This window comes from Halorussus salinisoli, assembly GCA_005239435.1.
Classification (GTDB): Archaea; Halobacteriota; Halobacteria; order Halobacteriales; family Haladaptataceae; genus Halorussus; species Halorussus salinisoli.
On record SZNP01000004.1, the window covers coordinates 678,663 to 697,386 of the forward strand.

The 18,724-nt window shown below is 59.9% G+C and carries 13 protein-coding genes; 4 read left to right on the forward strand and 9 right to left on the reverse strand.

Going from position 1 to position 18,724, the window contains the following annotated elements:
* Positions 1-1,687: 1,687 nt before the first annotated feature.
* The 6 genes from E2484_RS14435 to E2484_RS14460 form a co-directional block, all read right to left on the reverse strand.
* Entirely contained in the window at positions 1,688-2,455 is a 768-nt protein-coding gene (locus E2484_RS14435; RefSeq protein WP_137285890.1) for an IclR family transcriptional regulator, read from the reverse strand.
* An 870-nt stretch (positions 2,456-3,325) separates the two neighbouring features.
* Positions 3,326-4,300: an NADPH:quinone reductase gene (locus E2484_RS14440; RefSeq protein ID WP_137285891.1), complete on the reverse strand. Its 975-nt coding sequence runs from the start codon at positions 4,298-4,300 to the stop codon at positions 3,326-3,328.
* A gap of 6 nt (positions 4,301-4,306) precedes the next feature.
* Positions 4,307-5,038, reverse strand: coding sequence for an aspartate/glutamate racemase family protein (locus tag E2484_RS14445; RefSeq protein WP_137285892.1), 732 nt, complete (start codon positions 5,036-5,038; stop codon positions 4,307-4,309).
* 114 nt (positions 5,039-5,152) lie between these two features.
* Positions 5,153-6,256, reverse strand: coding sequence for a mandelate racemase/muconate lactonizing enzyme family protein (locus tag E2484_RS14450; protein WP_137285893.1), 1,104 nt, complete (start codon positions 6,254-6,256; stop codon positions 5,153-5,155).
* Positions 6,257-6,291: 35 nt separating this feature from the next.
* Entirely contained in the window at positions 6,292-7,764 is a 1,473-nt protein-coding gene (locus tag E2484_RS14455) for a hypothetical protein (RefSeq protein WP_137285894.1), read from the reverse strand.
* A gap of 636 nt (positions 7,765-8,400) precedes the next feature.
* Positions 8,401-8,760 carry a nuclear transport factor 2 family protein gene (locus E2484_RS14460; RefSeq protein WP_137285895.1) on the reverse strand — a complete coding sequence of 120 codons (360 nt, stop codon included), beginning with the start codon at positions 8,758-8,760 and terminating at the stop codon, positions 8,401-8,403.
* A 292-nt stretch (positions 8,761-9,052) separates the two neighbouring features.
* Here E2484_RS14460 and E2484_RS14465 point away from each other — a divergent pair, with 292 nt between their 5' ends.
* The 3 genes from E2484_RS14465 to E2484_RS14475 all read left to right on the forward strand — a co-directional run bounded on the left by E2484_RS14465 (position 9,053) and on the right by E2484_RS14475 (position 12,328).
* The gene (locus E2484_RS14465; protein WP_137285896.1) at positions 9,053-10,276 is read left to right on the forward strand and encodes an MFS transporter; all 1,224 of its coding nucleotides are present in this window, start codon (positions 9,053-9,055) and stop codon (positions 10,274-10,276) included.
* 162 nt (positions 10,277-10,438) lie between these two features.
* A complete protein-coding gene (locus E2484_RS14470; RefSeq protein ID WP_137285897.1) occupies positions 10,439-11,641 on the forward strand; it encodes a M24 family metallopeptidase in 1,203 nt (400 codons plus the stop codon).
* A 54-nt stretch (positions 11,642-11,695) separates the two neighbouring features.
* The gene (locus E2484_RS14475) at positions 11,696-12,328 is read left to right on the forward strand and encodes a cyclase family protein (protein WP_137285898.1); all 633 of its coding nucleotides are present in this window, start codon (positions 11,696-11,698) and stop codon (positions 12,326-12,328) included.
* Between the two features lie 288 nt (positions 12,329-12,616).
* Here E2484_RS14475 and E2484_RS14480 read toward each other — a convergent pair whose 3' ends face one another.
* From E2484_RS14480 to E2484_RS14490, 3 genes are read right to left on the reverse strand one after another with little or no spacing between them, the layout of a single operon-like run.
* Positions 12,617-13,507, reverse strand: a complete 891-nt coding sequence (locus E2484_RS14480) for an ABC transporter permease (RefSeq protein ID WP_170977365.1) — start codon at positions 13,505-13,507, stop codon at positions 12,617-12,619.
* Between the two features lie 18 nt (positions 13,508-13,525).
* Positions 13,526-14,473: an ABC transporter permease gene (locus E2484_RS14485; protein ID WP_137285899.1), complete on the reverse strand. Its 948-nt coding sequence runs from the start codon at positions 14,471-14,473 to the stop codon at positions 13,526-13,528.
* A 33-nt stretch (positions 14,474-14,506) separates the two neighbouring features.
* Positions 14,507-16,165, reverse strand: a complete 1,659-nt coding sequence (locus E2484_RS14490; protein ID WP_137285900.1) for an ABC transporter substrate-binding protein — start codon at positions 16,163-16,165, stop codon at positions 14,507-14,509.
* 270 nt (positions 16,166-16,435) lie between these two features.
* Between E2484_RS14490 and E2484_RS14495 the strand changes: the two genes are divergently transcribed.
* Positions 16,436-18,574, forward strand: coding sequence for a dipeptide ABC transporter ATP-binding protein (locus tag E2484_RS14495; RefSeq protein WP_137285901.1), 2,139 nt, complete (start codon positions 16,436-16,438; stop codon positions 18,572-18,574).
* Positions 18,575-18,724 lie beyond the last annotated feature (150 nt).

Below are 18,724 nucleotides of genomic sequence, written 5' to 3' on the forward strand. Positions count from 1 at the left end.
ACGGTAACTTATCTTTCGTAGTTCTCGGTAATGAGTGGTTCGCCAGTACTTATCGACGCCGTCCGGAAGCATTATTCATGGAATAAGAAAAATAGTAATATAAATATGTTAAAGTTATATTGAACAAATAGATAAGCAATCTTGGATAAGTATATAACTCACCGTTCTGTGGTAACTACTGGTAAAATTAGGGCTGACAAGTAGCCTTTCGCTTCTACGGGTCTCCAATGGACCCTGGGAACAGTTTGATCTCAGTTATCCGATTTTTGTTCAAATGAATTTCGTCTTTTAATTCTTTAGTATGTTTCTTGCAGAGGTACCGCTTACTTGTCTTCCCGTGCGGGTATTCAATGATAAGCTTGTACGTCGCGTTTCTAGTGCACTCAGGCTTCATTTCGCAATTGGCCATAAGAGAGAGATTCAGTCACAATACTCTTAGTTCTAGCGTAGAATGAGCTATCGATTGGTTCCAGCAGCGACTCGAGCGCCGAGCCACTCCTCAAGCGTTCTTTGCACTGGCGTGCGCTCAGTATCGCATGCCCCTCACGCCCGACCAAGTGAACATAAGTAATTGTACTCCATGTATTAACAATTGGTAGATACGTCCGGCCAAGCTTCCGACCGCGGCGGACGGCCAGTTCCTCGATTCACGTAGGAATATCGAAAGGGAACACCGGATCAAATATCTATAACCAGACTTCTTCACGACAGGGTGACATCGTAGAGTCGTTATTCACTGTGCCAGAACGTGACCGAGAGTACTTTACTAACTCTATCAATCCGAGAAATCTTGTCCGGTGAAGTTCTTGAAGCAAGCACAAAGGATATCCCTTACGTCTAACCAAATCCACTATGGTAAAAATTTATAATTGATTCTAAAGAAATGCGAAAATTATTCTTAAGAATTAAATAAAAGCGCTTCGCTCTCCCCCCGAGGTTGGTCAAGAGGATCAATATTTCTAGTCCTCAGATTTAAAATTTTTCTTTTAGATAATTTTAACTCGTTCTTCTAAAATTAGGATCTATTTCCCACTATCCCATATAATTCAATTTTTTATGTCTACATCCCCGTAGAAGGTCGTGTTCTTTTCCTAAAGTAGTGCCCTTCAAACGTAAGGTTCCTTGTCGAATTCAAAGCTGTGAGGAATCTAAATGGTGGCATGGTGCTCTACTTTGCTGGCGTTACAATCCTGAGATTGTAACGCTAGGTCTGTTTCCTCGTAATCAATATTCTCTATCGTATGATTACGATTTATCGCGGCTGTCTGCGAAAAGCATCTCCTTCGGGAGTTGCCAGCTACTCTGGCGATAGAAGTAATCGGATTCCCCCCTCAAGAAATATAATCTACGCATATCTTTCTCCATATTCCAGCATTCCAACTTACTGCGTATTGTTACAGTCATACTATTGTAACACAGTAGTCGTCGATATCGATATTAGCGAGACTCCATGACGAATGATATCGAGGAACGTATATAAAATTGTTTCCATCAGAGAAATTCCGAATCAAGAGCAGCTGGAGGATGCAGACGGACATTGATTCGCTCAACGAACATCAGAACGAGACTTTCTGGCGCTTTACAGAGGGGCATGCCGGTGAGCAAGTGGCTGGTCTCGTTGTGATTTTACCGAGGCGGTAAGAGCTCTGAACGACGATAGAGAGAGGATCACGGTTAAATCGCGTCTCTACAGGTAAGCGATGTTTAGTTCCAGTTCGTTGACTGTCCCGCGAAGGAGGTCCGGGATCTCCTGTTGCTTCTCATCGCCAGCCAGTCTGTGAGTCGGACCGGAAATACTGATTGCGCCGAGAACGCGGTCGCTTGCGCTCATCACCGGGACACCGAACGCCCAGAGCCGCTCCGTGTTCTCCTCCTTGGCGATGCTGTAGCCTCTCTCTCGTGTTTCCTGTAGTTCGTCGAAGAGGCTGTCTTGAGTCGTGATCGTGTTCTCGGTCATCTTCGGGAGACCACGACGCTCGACGATCTCCGTAACCCTGCTCTCGGGCAAGAAGGTGAGGATGGCCTTTCCGGCGGCGGTCGAGTGCATGTGAATGCGTTTCCCGGGACGAGAGTCCGTTTGGACCGCGTGCTCCCCGGACTCCCGGTAGAGATAGACCCCCATCCCGTGTTCCTCGACGATGAATTGGACGCGCTCTTCCGTCTTCTCGGCGAGCTCCTCCACAGAGCCCTCGATGAGTTCGTACTCCTTCTTGCGCGTTCTCGTGTACTCTCCGAGGTCGAGAAAGCGGTGGCTAACGTAGTAGATATCCCCTCGCTTGGTGAGATACTCCAGTTGTTCAAGCGTGCTGAGATATCGATGGACGGTACTTTTCGCCATGTTCAGGTGGTTGGCAATTTCGGTCAAACGGGCGCCGTCCAGGTCGCGAATCGCCTCTATGACCACGAAGGTCGTTTCGACCGATTTAATCGGTCTGGGGCCTGTCGGTTTGGTCATCACCTCTAGGACAATCTACCAGAAGCTATTTAATGTTTCCGCAGATGGAACGACAGAGTCTCCTAATTCGAGGAACGGTTAGCCAAATTTGATTTCGCGAGACCGAAGCGTCCGAACAATTTCATGCGTTTAACTCTCGAAGGCTCCAAACGGTTTATTTCCATTTTTTCTTTCTCAAATTTCCCGTCGACGCTGAGCCTCAATGTGTTCCTTCGAGACCATGGACGAATCGGTCATAAAGGCCCACAATGCAGAAACATTAATTTACAGTGAAGAAATTCCTGTCACATCGTATCGCGTATTACTTGGCTGCTACGGGCAAACTGGAACAGCTGTTATAAAGTACCGCCATGACGAACAATACACGTTACCAATACTCAATAATTTTTGAAGCAATCTCCGGCCGATACCCTCCGATGACCGGCGATGTCGGTGGTATTGACGACAATAGGATCTGTACTCGAGAGACAACGATTCCGGAGACCACCGCTACGAACGCAGGTGGTTGATTGTACTAAGCGCGTTCGAGATGAGAAAATCGCGTAAAGACGGCCACCTCGAAATCGGAGTTCACGGATTATAACGGAAAACATCACCAGACCCACTATTTAAAGTCCCGAGTCGTGGGACATCATAACAGTAGGGGAAGTAGCCCAGAGCGATTCCTAGAGTGACGTTCCGTACTGACGGGAAGGGCAGAGAAATCGAGAGACGATTAGGAAATCTTCGGGTACCTACCGTTCTAACGCGGTCAAGCACGCTCACGCTCCTCTGATTAGTTGGATTGAACAATAGCTCCGAGAATAGGCGACTTCCCTGCAGAGGGAATACGAGTCGTCTCGGGCCGAATTGCTAGCATCGAACCGCCGATTACCGGACAGTCACCGCGGCCTTTCCGACGATGTTCTCGCCCATCACGTCGTGATGGGCGGTCGCTGCGTCTTCCAAGTCGTACGTTCGGCTGACGGTGATAGAGAGCGTTCCGTCGGCCAGCAACCGAGCGAGTTTCCGGAGCACGAACGAAAGCGTCGGCAGGTCATCGCGCACTAACAGCGGTGTCATACTTAGCATATGCACCTGCAGGTGTTTCCCTCTGGCCTGGGGGCCGTCTATCGAGGAACCGTCGCCATCTATCACGATTACGTCGGCACCGAAGCCAGCGACGTCAACGTCCATTTGGGCGTTTTCGGCGTATCGCGGATCGAGGATAACGTCAACGCCGCCGGGACAAGCACGCCCGACGGCGTCTGTGACATCGTCGGTGTAGTCGAACACGTCGTCAGCACCGAACTCCTTCGCCGCGCTCACCCGGTCGGGCGAGCCCGCGGTCGCAAGGACCGAGGCGCCGGACGCCTTCGCGAGCTGGACACCGACGTGACCGACGCCGCCGGCACCGCCGTGGATCAAGCAGGCGTCGACCGGGCCGAGGTCCGTCCGTTCAATCAGTCCGAGCCACGCGGTCGTCCCGACGATGCCGGCCGCGCCGCCTTCCTCGAACGAAACTGACGGCGGGAGCGCCGCCACCATGTTCGTCGGGACGGTAACGTACTCCGCGAACGACCCTTGCCGAAACCCCGCGGAGTAGAATCCGGTTCCGAACACACGATCCCCGACCTCGTACTCCTTGACGCTGTCACCGGCGGCCTCGACAACGCCGGCGAAGTCCGAACCCGTCGTCTTCGGCGTTCGGTCGTGACCGCGGGCCCGGTACTTCGCGTCGACGGGATTGACGCCGGCGGTGTGAACAGCGACGAGAAGTTCGTACGGCCCTGGCACGGGACGCGGGACGTCCTCAAGTCGAAGCGCGTCGGGCGGTCCCGACTCGTGGTAGCGAACAGCGCGCATGTGTGCTCAGTACCGCCGTGCTCGGACCGTCTGCCAGGCCATGTCCGCCAACGTCAATTGGTCGAACACCGGCAGGTCCAGTTCTCGCTGGACTGCCTCCGCGTAGGGGTGGAGGTTCGTACACTCGAAGAGGACGGTCCCGACGTCCTCCTCCGCCTGCATCGCCTCGATGGTCGCAAGCAGCTCCTCCTCCATCACGTCCAGATCGAGGGTGTTCTCGGTCTGGTCGATGAACACCGCGTTGAAGTACTCGCGATCGCCGAGTCCCTCGACGGTCAGCCTGTCGCGGTAGTCGGTTATCACCGGGTGGTCGAGACTCCAGAGGCTTTCCTCGTTCGAGACGATGACTCCGATCTTCTCGTCGGGAGCGATCACGGACTCCGCGATCGGTATCTGGAGAAGCGGACTCGTGAAGACGGGAACCTCGTCCACCCGTTCAGAGAGGTGTTCCTGAATCCGCAGGAGGTAGCCACAGCCGGTGACGATGCCCGCGGCGCCCTGTTCGACCAAGTCCTCGGCGGCGGCGACGAACGGGCCGAGTATCTCCTCGGGGTCGTCGGCTGTCACCACTTCCCTGGCCGAGGCCCCCTCGACGGTTCGGAACTGCACCGGGTAGCCGTATGTCCGGGCGTTCCCGCAGTCACCCGGCGGGCGGGGGGTCGTCGTGTCGAGCATGAGTACGCCGAGGAAGCCTCCGTACGTACGGTAGCCTCCCTCGTACACGCCATCGCGTGACATAATGGCCACTCAACGTATCGGAGCATAAAGGTTGCCCAGCGTTCGCTGGCCGCTCAGAAGCCGTCACGTCGATGGGAAACGGATGGCCGGACGACGAACCAGGACGGGCGAGGCTCAGTCGACCTGGTACCGTTCGACCTTCTTAGAATCGATTTCCACGCCCAACCCGTTGCCGCTCGGGACGTACGTGTACCCATCCTCGATCCTGATCGGCTCTTTGAGGATTGTATCGTCGAGCAGACTGGGGCCCTTCACGTCTGAGGGGTACGTGGCGTGCGGTTGGCACGCAGCGAAGTGGGCGCCGGCGGCGGTGCCGACGCCCATCTCGACCATGCTCCCAATCGCGAGCGGCATATTGGCGGTCCGCGCCAACGACGCAATCCGTCTCGCGGGGAAAAGACCACCCGCCTTCATGAGCTTGATGTTGACGATGTCGGCCGCCCGCCGGCGGACGACCTGGAGCGCATCCTGCGGGGAGAACACGCTCTCGTCGGCGAGGACCGGCGACGAGAGTGCTCTCGTCACTTCGTGCATCCCAGGCACGTCGTCTCGCGGGACGGGTTGCTCGACGAGAAGGATGTCGCCGTAATCTTCGATGGCCTCGAACTGTTTGACCGCGACGTCGGCGGTGTACCCCTCGTTGCCGTCCAATCGGATCGACGCCCGGTCGCCGACCGCGTCCATAACGGCCTTCACTCGCTCCAAATCCCGCTCCGGGTCGCCGCCGACCTTTATTTTCATGGACCCGAAGCCGTCGTCGTCGACGTAGCGTTCAGCGTCGGCGACGGCGCGCTCGGTCTCCTTGATTCCGATCGACTGTCCGACCGTGATACGGTCGCGAACGGCCCCTCCGAGGAGCGTCGAGACAGACACGCCGAGCGCCTTGCCGACCGCGTCATGACAGGCGATATCGACCGCCGTCTTCGCCAGCGGATTCCCTGCAATCTCGTCCATCGCCTCGTGGACGGCGTGCAGGTTCGACGGGTCGACGCCCAACAGCTTGGGGGCGAGGTGCGATTCGATTACCGGAACTATCGTCTCCTGGGTCTCACCGGTGAAGAAGGGCATCGGGCTGGCCTCCCCGAGCCCAGTGACGCCCGCGTCAGTCTCGATCTCGACGAGCACATGGTCGGCTGCGGGAACGCCGCCGCTGGCCACGTCGAAGTCGACGGCGAACGGAACGCTAACCGGTATCGCTCGAACGGTGTCGATTTTCATGGCGAAACGGGTTGGTGTGAGATGTGAATCGGGGTTCAGTCGGCCGCGACAGGGTCCTCGATGGCGCCGGCGTGCTTCGCGAATATCTCCAGCGTCTTCACGACTGCCTTGACGGCGTAGCGCATCTTCTCCTCGTGAAGGTCGCCCGACTCGTCGATGGTACCGAGCCCAGGGCTGAGGAAGATGTTCCCGTCGTAGAGGATCGTCGGAATCACGCCCATTCGCTTGAGTGCGTTCTTGAACGGCGCATCCGAGTAGAAGTCCTCGATGCTGAATATCGGGATGCCGGTTCCGTCGTCCCAGGTGTGCTGGTAGTTGACCTCGACCGCGCCGCTGTTGTACGACTTGGTTATCTCTATGCCGTCCATGAGTTCCGAGGGCAGCGACTCGAACGCCTCGACAGTGATGTCGTACGTCTTGTCGACGGGGTCGGTCACGACCTCCGGATTGTCCCGCAGCGCCTTCAGCGCGGCAATTTGGCCGGTGAGAGCCTCCTTTCCGGGATCGAGCGTGACGTAGGCCGACTTGCCGTAGGACTTCGTCGTGCCGGCGCGCTCGCCGTGCATCCCCATCGCCCGGCGAATCTGGACCATCTCCTCCTCCTTGCCGACGATGAGGCCGCTGGTCGGGGCCCCCGCGGCCTTGTCCATCGAGTAGGTCATGACCGTCGAGTTAATCTCTCGCGGGTCGGTCCCGACGAACGGAATCCCCCAGGCGTTGTCCGTAATGTAAGGGACGTTGTACGAGTCAGCCAGTTCCCCGATTTTCTTCGCGAGCATCGGGTTTCCGTCGCCGTCCGTATCGCCGTATCCGTAGCCGGGCGTGTCGTAGCCGAGCGAGGCGAATCCAGTGAGGTTCGACGCGTGGCGCTCGGCGTGCTCCTTGATGACCTCCATCGACGCCTCCGCGTCGACGTCCATCAACAGCGGCGTTGGGTGATTCTTGATGCCGTGAACGTTGTACTCGGCGCCCTCGAGTGGAACGAGCACGACGTCGAGGTTCTCCAGGCGCTTCCCGTAGAAGCCGAACTCGCCGGCGGTGACGCCGCGGTCGGCCAGGAGGTCCTTGTACTTCGGCGGGAACGGCCGCCCGTAGCCGGCCTGGTGGTGAACGTGGCGCTCGTAGGGGGCGATGTACCGCGAGCGGTACTTGTCGCCTCGCCCTGTGAATGGAGGCGTGTTGAACACGTCGTGGCAGAGGTACAGCGCCGCCTCGCAGGTGTTGACCGGGGCCGCGTCGTACTCGTCCCCGTACACCTCCTTGACGAGCATCCGAATCTCGTAGGACAGCTCCGAGTTGGAGACGACCTCGCGTCCCATCTCGTGCATGTACTCGGCGACGTCGTCGCGCAGCAGGCCCGGCATCCCGGAGACGGCACCGGTCGCGCCCATCTCGCCGCGATACTCCTCGGGAATTCCGATCTCGTCAGCCGCCTGTTCACACTCCTCGTAAATCTGCGGGAGTTTCTCCTGTATCTCCGTATAGAGCTCTATCTTTGTCTTTGCCATCTGCTAACACCCATCGTAGATATTGAACTACATCCGCTCTCGTCTTATAGGTATGGGGATAACGGAGGGTCCAATTCCGAAAAGTTCCACCTGTCACGGACGTCGATTATTGACCTCCTCCACGGCATAAACGCCGTGAAACCCACCATGGGATTTCGGCGGGCACCCACCTTCGAGGTTCCACCCCGCACTCGGAGGGAACCGGCGACACGCCGGAGACGGGCTCCTGTTCTCCCTCGGAGGGCTGTGGCGCGGTCACTGACGTCGTTCGAAAATCTTCGATTTTCGTGATGACGAGAGCGCGTCGCTCTCTCGAACCACCCCCATCGACAGCCATGTCATCGCCGTGTGAACAACCGCTTGTTCACCTCCCCCTTGTTGTTCGGGGACGGCATCTCACGGCTGTCGTAGCAACTGAAAATAATGTGCGCCACCAACTAACCGATTGCGGTGGGAAATCCACTCAGCCACGAAACTCGTTGACTGGGTCACCGTGCCTCTCGCTTGACCGCCGCCTTCTGGCGGCGGTAAGCGCTATCAGTCTGTATCATCTGACCGCCGCGCACGGCTTACGACGTCGCCGTAGCGGTGCTGCAATTCCAGGTCCGTGTGGTTCGACGACGCGCCCTCGTCGGGTCAGAAGACGGACCGGGTGTACACCGAGAGTTCCTCGACGGTGGCCGAGTCCGACTCGAACTCGAAGATGCCGACGTAGCCCCCGTCGAACGACCCGCCGTCGACGTACTCGCCGGTCACGACGCCCTCGCAGACCCAGACGTCCCCGTCGCGCACCTCCCGGACGACATCATGGACGGTGTCGGTGACGGACCGATTCTCCGTGTAGTACTCAAGCATCTCGTCGACACCGTGCATCTCGCCGTGAGCCGTGACGTAAGTGACATCGTCGGCCACGACCGACGCCATCCGGTCGAAGTCCTCGTCATCGATCGATTCGTAGTACGTTTCGATGGCCGCCCGACGGTTAGCTACCGACATACCTGCTGATTCCGTCGCAGAACGACAAATAACTGCGGGTCCCCTCGTCCAAGTTTTCCAATTGACGAACCGACAGGTCCGCGAGAAGACCGAGCGGGAAAAGCTTGAATGGGTAGGTCACGTTCACCCGTCCATGTCGGGGTCGCTCATCGCGAGGTCGCAGGAACTCGACCGTCACCGAAGTCGAAGCCGACGCACCCGAATTCCGATTCCGGTCTCAGCGGCGTGCGCAATCGTCCTTGCGGCATCCAGCGCGACCCCGAATCGAAGCCCACCTACCTGAAGTTCCGCCATGAGTAGTGAATTGGACTCCGCAACGGACTCGACGAGGCCGTTCCACGAGCGACTGCACTCCCTCTGGGCGGAGAACCGGATTCGAATCCTCGTGACCGTCTCGCTCAGTTGGATGCTCACGCTCGGCGTCAGGCTCTCAATCCCGGTCCTGATGCCGTGGATACAGCGCGACTTCTCGGTCGGCCTGACAGGAGTCGGCGGCATCCTGTCGCTGGTGTGGGCCGTCTACGCCGTCTCGCAGTTCCCCGGCGGCATCCTCGCCGACCGCTTCGGGGAGCGAGTGGTACTCGCCGGGAGCACGTTCCTGTCGGCGCTCGCCCTGACGCTCATCGCGGTCTCAACGGGATTCTGGGTGTTCATCGGGTGCGTCGTGCTGTTCGGGATAGCGTCGGGCTTGTTCGCCACGACCAGATTCACCGTTCTGTCCGACGTGTTCCCCGACAACGAAGGCACGGTCATCGGCCTCAGCGCGGCCGCCGGAAACGTGGGGACGACCCTACTGCCGATAATAGCCGGCCAGGTGGCGCTCCTAATCGGCTGGCGGTACAGCTTCGTCGCGATGGCCCCCGGGCTGCTGATCGCTGCGGCCGGTCTCCGGACTAGCGTTCCGACCCGCACCTCCACGCCAGCCAGCGGCGGCGACGGCCTGAACGCGATGACGGTCCTCCGGGCCGTCCGGAACCCGGCATCGCTTCTCGGCGCGAGCGCGATGTTCTTCATGTCGTTCGTGTACCAGGCCTTCACCGGCTTCTACCCCACCTACCTCGTGCAGGTGAAGGGGTTCGACGAGGGAACCGCGGCGCTACTGTACGGAGCGTTCTTCGCAGCGGGCATCTTCCTCCAGCCGGTCGGCGGCCTCCTCGGCGACCGGTACGGAAAGCGTCGGACGATACTCGTCAGCGCGGCGCTGACTGGCCTCGTCCTCGCGCTCGTTCCGGCCACCGGCGGAATCGGTCCGATTCTCGCCCTCTCTGCGCTGGCGAGCGTGCAGCTGTGCTTCTGGCCGAGCGCGCAGGCGTACGTCATCGACACCCTTCCGGAGCGGCTTCAGGGAGGCGGGTTCGGCCTGCTCCGGACAGCGTACCTCGCGTTGGCCGCCAGCGGACCGCTAGTCGTCGGCGCACTCGCCAGCGCTGCCGGGTTCACCGTCGCGTTTTACGTCCTCTCGTTTGCGGCGGGCGTCGCGGTGCTTATCGGACTGCTTCTCACACGGTTCGGATAGACGTCTCGAACGAATGCCGGCGAGAGGGCTTCACCTCGATACCGAAAGCGGTCCGCTCTCTAAACTACACGTATTAGTTTGGCGTGTGGTACTACCGCAATCAGTCGCCTGAAGTTACAGGTCTGACAAGATATATTACCCTACTGCCCGATTATTGCCGTGATGCAGCAGAGAGAGTCCAGTTACCAATTCGAACCAGTCTATCCGTCCCACGACGCGATGCGCGCCGTGGACCTGAAACGCCTCCGCGAGAAACGCCAGGGTCGTTTCAGGGACGTGATGAACCGCGAGGACCTCGACGGCCTTCTCCTGACGGCCACCGAGAACGCCCGTTACGTATCCGATGTCCGACCGGTCCACAGCGTCTACTTCACCGGTTCCTATCAGGCGCTCCTGACCGAGGAGTCGCTGGTCGTCCTCGCACCGGCGGGGGACGTCCCTCGCATCGACGCCCAGATGCCGTGGGTCGACGAGGCCGTCTCCACGAGCGGCGACGCCGCGGACCTGTACGCCGACCTCGTGACTCGGTACAGTGTCGAGAACCTGGGGGTCGACAGCCTGGACTTCACTATCGCCGACCGCATGCCCGACCTGACTCCCGTCGGCGACAGCCTCGCTCGGGAGCGCGGCGTGAAGTTCCCCGAGGAGGTCGCCATCCTCGACGACGCGGGCGCGCTCTGCGAGGTCGCCGTCCTCAAGGCACTCGACGCCGTCGAACAGGGGGCCAGGGAGTACGAAGTCGCGGCGGCCGCCGAACACGCCGCGAAGCGAGAGGGCGCGCAGGGCGTCTCTTGGAACCCGGCGACGTTCTCGGGGACGAACACCGGGCTTTTCCTCCGGTACGACTCCGAGAAGCGTATTCGGTACGGCGATTTCGTTGTTCTCGGGTACGCCTTCGTCTACGAGGGGTACAACATGGACATCACGGTCACAACCGTCGCCGGCGAACCCGACCGGGAACAGCGAGAGGTGTACTCGGCGGTCTGGGACGCCCGCGAGGCGGCGATCAACGCCGTCGAACCCGGCGCGACCGCGCGGGAGGTGCGGGACGCCGCCCACGCCGTAATCGACGACCGCGGGTTCGGGGACCACTCGTTCGTCGATTACCAACCCATCTTCCACGGCCTCGGGATGAACGTCTACGAACCGCCGTTCGCGCCCGAGGCCGGCGAAGACGAGCCGAACGACGAGCTCGAGACCGGCCACGTCCTCGTCCCGGAGCCCGGTATCTACTTCCCCGAGGAGCCGTCCCGCGGCGGCGTCCGCATCGGGGAACCGGTGCTGGTCACCGACGAGGGCAGCGAGCGACTCGCACAGGTCGTTCCCGACCGCCACGAGGGCTTGTACATCGGCGAGGGTCGGTAGCGCGCCCGTCCGGGTCGGGCAAATCTTTTTCACCGGATTCGGTGTAGAGGGAACATGGTCATCGACCTGACCCTACCGTTAGAGGACGACATGCCGCTGTTCCCCGGGCTTCCGACGTTCGATTCCGAGGCGAACGTCTCGGAGGAGACCGGCGCGCTGACCCACCGTCTCCACATGTCGAGCCATCAGGGGACGCACGTCGACGCGCCTCGCCACTACGACGAGGACGGGAAGACGCTGGACGAAGTCGGCCTCGAGACCCTTCGGGGTGAGGCGACTATCGTCGACCTTCGCGAGCACCGCGGGGACCCCATTTCTGCCGAGGTCCTCGAGACGGCCGACGCCGACGTGAGTGCGGGCGACTTCCTCGTGTTGATAACCGGGGACGTCGACGAACGGTTCTACGACGAGGACTTCTTCACCGAAGCGTCGGCGCTCACCGCCGACGCCGCCGAGTGGCTCGTCGACAAGGAGGTGTCGGTGGTCGCCAACGACTTCCTCTCGGAGGGCATCCACGATCCCGAGCGGCCGGTTCACAATACGGTCCTGGGCGCGGGGATCCCGTTCGTGGAGTACATCGCCAACACGGATGCAATCGCCGACCGCGACACCGTAGACATCGTCTGCGCGCCCCTTCACCTAAAAGGGTTCGAGGCCGCACCCGCGAGGGTGTTCGTCTCCGAGTGAACTACCCCACCCTACTCGCTCGCTTTCGCTCGTTTCTTGAGGGCGGGGCTTCCTGCTGCGCTACTCGGTCGCTCCGCTTCCTGCGTTGCTCCTTGAGGAAGGGGGCTTACCGCCTGCAATTAGCTAATCGTCGCTCCGCTATCGGTTCCACTCCGTTACGCTTCGGACTCCGACAATTCCCGGCGTCCAGTGTGAGAATCCCCTCGCAAGGCCACATGAGCGGAGGGCAGCGAGTTACTGGTGGAACCCACACGACGGCCGTTCTGGGTGTGGGCTGACGACAGTAGCCTACAGTTCCCGACTCGTCTCTCTGGGGTCGAGTGCGTCCCGTAGTCCCGCGCCGAGCAGATTGAAACCGAGCACCGTGAGTGCGAGCGCGATGCTGGGCCACAGCAACATCCACGGCGTCTGGAAGATGTGGATGCGGGCGATCGCGATCATTCGTCCCCACTCCGGTTTCGGGGGCTGGGCACCGAGACCGAGGAATGACAGCGCCGCGCCGGTCATGATCGCGAACCCGATCCGGATGAATATCTCCACGAGCAGTGCCGAGGTGATGTTCGGCAGGATGATTCCGCCCCAGATGTACGGCCGCGACTCGTTTCTGGCGACGGCGGCCGTGATGTACTCCTGATCTTTCACGTCCAGGGTAGCGCTTCTCGCCACCCGGGCAATCTTCGGGACGGTCGAAATCCCGATGGCGAGCGCGGCGTTCGTCGCGGTCGCCGAGAGCGTGACCAGAATGAGGAGTGCGAGGAGGAGCGCCGGGATGCTCAGCATCATGTCCATCACCCGCATGACGAATTCATCGACGTATCCGCCCTCGTATCCGGAACTGATGCCGATCGGAATGCCGATGCTCGCCCCGATCACAGTCGCCAGAATACCGATGTAGAGACTGGTCCGCCCGCCGTAGAGGACGCGCGAGAAGAGGTCCCGACCGAGGTGGTCGGTGCCTAGGAGATACGTAGACCCTGGCCCGACGAACCGGTCAATCAGGTGTTGTTCCGCAAACCCGTGCGGTGCGATGAATGGTGCGAAGACGAGCCCGACGAAGACGGGCGTCAGGAGGACGAGTCCGAGTTGTGCCGTCCGATTCGTGGCGACTGCCCTGGAGTTGCTGGCGACCTTGTCGATCAGCGACGGTTCCGCCTGAATCACGCTGTGATCGGTTGTCATGGTTCCATTGTGTCGGTTTCACTCGTAGTCGATGCGCGGATTGAGGTACGCATACAGGAGATCCGCGGCGAAGTTCGACAACGTGTAGACAATAGCGACGATGAGCATCGACATCTGGATCACCGGGAGGTCACGATGTCGAATCGAGTGGACGATCAATCTCCCGAGGCCGGGAAACGCGAAAATTTCCTCGATAACGACGATGCCGCCCATGAGGAAGCCGAGGTCCAGCGCCAACAGCGTGATCGTCGGTAACAGCGAATTCCGCAGGGCGTGTTTGCCGAGAACCGTCAGTTCCGACAACCCCTTGAGTCGTGCAGTCCGGACGTAATCTGAGTGGAGCGTCTCGATCATCTCCACTCTGGTCAGACTCATCAGGTGCGCGGTCAGCAGGATCACGAGCGACAGTACTGGGAGCGCCATGTGTTGGAGCCACGGAACGACGCCCTCGCGTAGCGGTACGTATCCACCGGCCGGAAACACCGAGAGCATCGGTCCGCCGAACAACAGGAGTAGCATGGTGCCGCTGACGTACGTCGGGATACTGATGCCGAGATACGACAACACGAGGACCAATCTGTCGGGGAGCGACCCGTGCGTGACCGCGCCCAGTATCCCGAAGGGGATAGAGATGAGGACCACGGTCACCAGCGTCAACACCGCGAGCTGGAACGAGTGAATTGCTTTCGGTATCACTAGCTTGTCGACAGTTTCCCCGCCACGAAACGAGGTCCCCCAATCACCGGTCACGAACCCCGTGAGCCAGTCGACGTACTGGACGTACCACGGTCTGTTCAGTCCGAGCTGTTGTTCGAGGACCGCCATCCGCTCCGGCGTCGCGAACTTCCCGAGGATGAACTTAGCGGTGTTGCCCGGTAACATCTGGGTCAGCGCGAAGATGATGAACGAGAGGACCAGCAGGGTCACGAATATCGACCCGAGTCGCTTGATGATGTACTTTTTCATGGTGGAGAAACACCGTGTGTGGCGAGAGGGAAGTTACCGCATTTCCGTGTCCAGCCAGATTTCCTCCGCCCAGAGACGGAGCGTCAGTGGGAGGATTTCGTAGTTGTTGACCCAGTTACCGGCGGCTCCGAGGCGGTTCTCGTACATGACGACCATGTGCGGTCCCCTGTCCATCATCAACTGCTGGATCTCGTCGTACAGCTTCTGCCGTTTGGTGTCGTCCAGCGTTGCTCCGGCTTCAAGGATCAGCTCGTCCATCCTGTCGTTGTCCCAGGCGTTTTCGGTGTGCCACGGGCCTTCAGACCAGATGAGAAGCCGCAGGAAGTCGTCCACTGAGATGCGCATCTCGTACACGATCGTGGCCATCGCCGATTGCCCCCAGTGATCGTTGATGTACGTCTCGTGGGTGATCTCCTGGAAGGGGAGTGTGATGTCGAGGTTCTCCTCGAGCTGTTGCTTGATTGTTAACCCCATCGGGACCCTGTAGGTCTGCTCGTTCGACGACCAGAACGTGATGCCGAACTCTTCCCCGAAGTCGGCCCCCAACAATCCGACTTCGTCCAGCAGACTTCGCGCCTGTTCCACGTCCTGCTGGCGGTCCAGGTCGGTGTACCAGTCGTAGACCGGACTGATGATGGAGTCCTGACCGACTGTTCCGTGCCCTTCCATGATGTTTTTGACGATCGGCTCGTAGTTCACGGCGAGCTTGAAGGCTTTCCGAACCCGCCAGTCGTCGAATGGTTCGTTCTTCGCTCTCAGGACAACGCCCGCGAACGTCCCCGTCGGGACTTCCAGCGCGCTCAGCTGATCGTTGTTGGCGACCCGGGCGAATTGCGGGATGCCCAGGTTCTGGATGATGTCCACCTCCCTGTTGTCCAGCATGTTCACCGCGGTCGTCTCTTCGGCTACGATGTTCGTCTGCAGTGTGTCCACGTACGGGAGCTGATTGCCCTGTTCATCGGTCCGGTAGTAGTCGTCCGCGGCACTCATCTGGATGAACTCGTTTGAGGCGAACTCGTCGAGGACGAACGGCCCGCTACCGTAGACGGTGGTCTCTAAGGACTTGAAGTCGTTCTCCATGATCTCCTTCGGGGCGATGCTCCCGTAGGACTTGATGAGGAATCGTGGGAAGTCGGCCGTCGGTCGCTCGAGTTCGAATTCGACGGTCGTCGTGTCGACGGCGTTGACCGTATCGATCGGTCCGAGCGCACCTTGTCCGGGACTGCCCGTATCCTCGTCGTAGACCTTGTCGAAGGTCGCTTTCACGTCCGCAGCAGTCACCTGCTTGCCGTTGTGGTTGAACGTGGCGTTGTCCCGGAGCGTGAACGTCCAGACATCGACGTTGTCGTTTGCCTCCCAGTCCGTCGCGAGATCCGGGTGCAGGTTTAGGTCGGCGTCCGTCTTCACGAGCGTCGAATAGAGCTTCGACGCCAACCGGGACATCGAAGCGCGAATCGTCATGTACGGATTCAGCGCTTGGATCGTCTCGCGTTCCCGAATGACGAGATCCCCGCCGTGACGATCCTCTGCGGCCGTCGTCGTTTGCTGGCTTTTCCCTGCCGTAACTGCGTCTCGTTGACCGCTCCCGACAGTCGCACCGGTGCTACCGCTTGCGATACCGACCCCAGCTCCGAGACCGATTATCTCGAGAAATCGACGGCGGTCGATGGTGTCTTTGTTAGGTTCTATCATGGTATTTACTCTCAGGGTGAACAGATACCTCCTATCCCTTTAATTCTTCCGGGGATTTGAAGCTTGGCGCGCCGAACACCGGGCCGCAGAAACCAGACCGAGATCCGACCCCGACACCCTGTCGGTCGTCCGGGGGTGCTCGGCCACCGATCCACGGCCCAACATGGCGGAGACGACCTTACAGACGAGGGACTGCTTTATTTCTGATATCGACGTCCGTCGGGCAAACCGACAGAATCTTTATGACTGGGAGTTCCGATATAGTAGAGAATGTCCAGTACCAAGACCGATGACGACGCGGACAGTTCCACGTCCGTTGCTACCAAGCCACTACTGGAGATAGAGTCACTCAGCGTGAGCTACTCAACGAAGGACGGGGACGTGCAGGCCCTGCGCGATATCGATCTCCGGATCGACCCCGGACAGACTGTCGGCGTCGCTGGGGAAAGCGGGAGCGGCAAGAGCACGCTCGCTCTCGCGATCTTACAGTACCTCGGGGAGAACGGGCAGATCGTCAACGGTTCGGTTCGATTCAAGGACCACGACCTTCAGGACAGTTCGCCCAAGGAACTCAAACAGTTGCGGGGGAATCACATCGCTCATGTCCCTCAGGATCCAAAGACGGCCCTCAATCCGAGCCTCACCGTCGGCGAGCAGGTCCGGGAAACAATCGAGGTGCATCGCAACGTTACCAAGAAGGAAGCCACGGACCGCGTCCTCGAACTCTTCCAGCAGGTCGAAATCGCCGATTCGGAGCACGTTTTGGGCAAGTATCCCCACGAGCTCTCCGGCGGCCAACAACAGCGCGTCCTCCTCGCGATGGCACTGTCCTGCGATCCCGAACTCCTCATCCTCGACGAACCCACCACGGGGCTCGACGTGACGACGCAGGCCAAGATACTCGACCTGATCAAGGACCTCGAAGAGTCACGAGACAGTTCGACGTTACTCATCACGCACGACATCAGCGTCCTTGCGCAAACGTCCGACGACCTTGTTATCCTGTACGCCGGCGAGATCATGGAGCGAGGCCGGGTCACGGACGTACTGAAAGACCCGGCTCATCCGTACACGCAAGGGCTGTTGGCCGCACTTCCAAGGATCGGCGAGGAGCAGGACCTGAGTGCCATGCCCGGTCGGGTTCCGGACCTCGACAGGATTCCCACGGGTTGTATATTCGCAGACCGGTGTGAATTCGACGAGGAGGCCTGTCGCGAAGCGCCGATCGAGGAAGAAGATGTACCCGGCGAGACGGACCATCGATCCCGCTGTCGCCGGATCGAGACAGTGCTGAGTGATCGCCTGACGGAGCGATCCGCGACAGCGACCCGAAGTGGCCGACAGGTGTCGTCCGCGGCCGAGACCGAGCGCGAGACGCTCGTCGAAGCCAGCGAGGTGCAGAAGTACTTCGGGTCAGCGTCGTTCTTCGACCGGTGGTTCGAGAGCAATCCACCGGTCAAGGCCGTCGACGGCGTCGACCTCTCAATCAAAGAGGGTGAAACCCTGGGGCTGGTCGGCGAGAGCGGAAGCGGAAAGAGTACGCTCGGCGAACTGTTGCTCCGACTGCTGGCCGTCGACGACGGGACGATCACGTACCGCGATCACGACATCACTTCGCTGGACGGGAATGACATCGCGGACTTCCGATCCAACACCGGCGTCGTCTTTCAGAACCCGCACGCGAGCCTGAACCCCCAGAAGACGGTGGTCGAGATCCTCGAACGACCGCTGAAGCAGTTCACCGACATGGACGCAGAGGGTCGGCGCCAGCGAGTGGCAGAACTCCTCGGTCAGGTCAATCTCGACACGAGTTACGTCGGTCGGTATCCCCACGAACTGTCGGGCGGGGAGAAACAGCGGGTCGCAATCGCCCGAGCGTTCGCCTCGAATCCATCATTCGTCGTCCTCGACGAGCCGGTGTCGGCGCTCGACGTGAGTATCCAGGCCAACATCCTCGACCTCCTATCGGAACTCCAGGCGGAGTACGGGTCGTCGTACCTGTTCATCAGCCACGACCTGAGTGTCGTCAAGCACATCAGCGACCGCATCGCAGTGATGTATCTGGGCCACGTGATGGAGGTTGGGCCGACCGGGGCCGTGTTCGAACCACCGTACCATCCCTACACAAGGGCACTGCTCTCAAGCGTCCCGCTGGCGGACCCGGAGGAGAAGCGGGAACCGATCCACCTCAGCGGGGACGTTCCGAACGCCCGTGATCCACCGAGTGGCTGTCCGTTCCACACACGGTGTCCGCAGTACATCGGAGACGTGTGCGAGGAGGAGTATCCGACGCTGGAGTCGAAGTCCGGAGATGAGACCCATCGGATTGCCTGCCATCACGACCCGTCGAGCCTCATGACGCCTATCGAGCGAACGACCGATGGGACCGGAGATGCGTCCGACGAGTAGACCCGCCGAGTCGACTTCCGTCCCGGTTGAACCCCGACCTCTCGAGTACTACGGTCCCCGTTGCTGAACCGGTAGCGCTCGACCGGCTTGCCGATCGAGTCGGTCACTTGGAGACGACCGGAACCGGATACGTTTTGCCGTCTTTCGAAT